The organism is Alkalibacterium kapii, assembly GCF_007988865.1.
GTDB lineage: Bacteria > Bacillota > Bacilli > Lactobacillales > Carnobacteriaceae_A > Alkalibacterium > Alkalibacterium kapii.
On record NZ_BJUY01000057.1, the window covers coordinates 1 to 895 of the forward strand.

Consider the following 895-nt stretch of genomic DNA (forward strand, 5'->3'; position numbering starts at 1 on the left):
TTCATCCGTGAGTGCTTTAAGGAATGTTCCGTTCTTACGTGCAGAAATAATCGCTGCCACATTGCCAGCACCTTTAGATGAAAACCCACGACCTTGACGCTTCATCCGATAACTAAAAGGACGATGATTGCTTTCACAAATACCGATACCATTACTGACCGGCAACTCTCTTTTTCTTTTCGGTTTAAGACTCTCCCAGTTTATATAAAGATAAGCTTTTAACTTTACGAGATTTTCTTTATATTCGGCTGCTTTATCATCATTATTCTTAATCCGGCTTTCAGTTGTAGCGATGATTGTTTCTATTCTTTCCCAATTATAAGCTCGAACGGCTTGTCTCATTTTCTTTTCCATCGGTTTATCAAAGCATAATCGTTGTTTGATTTTTTCGTTGACATGATAAACATCCCTGAAATGTTCGTGACGTTGACATTTTCCGATAATTTGATTGAATTTATCTTTTTCATAACCACTACCCCCGTCACTATTAGAAATAACTATCGTGCCTCGGATATCGTAAATTGATTCTAACCAACGGCTTGCGCGTTCAAAAGCTTCTTTACTTGATACCGTGCTCTCGAACATCATTGAATTGATCAAAACAGGTCTTTTCTGTTTTCCTTTATACTCGACACCTTCATGAAATTGAACACGATGGATTTCCGGCCGTTTCACCTCTTTACCTTTGGTAAGCATTAACCCATCCCCTTCAATAAATAAGACAGAGGGTTTTTTCTTCTCTTTCTGCGGCGTTACATCCTGAAGAGGAGCAGTTTCCGTCCAATTTTGGATAGTTTGACCAATCTTTTGAGTGATCGTATGAATCGTCGTATGACTCAACGAGAAGGATGTCAATAGATTAATCGCCTGTTCTGCTTTGCGATACGTCCCATCC

1 protein-coding gene is annotated in these 895 nt (G+C 39.1%); it reads right to left on the minus strand.

The features are described 5' to 3' along the window. Window positions 1-895: ISLre2 family transposase (locus AKA01nite_RS09225; protein WP_146925031.1), on the minus strand; the 895-nt coding region annotated here is incomplete at both ends.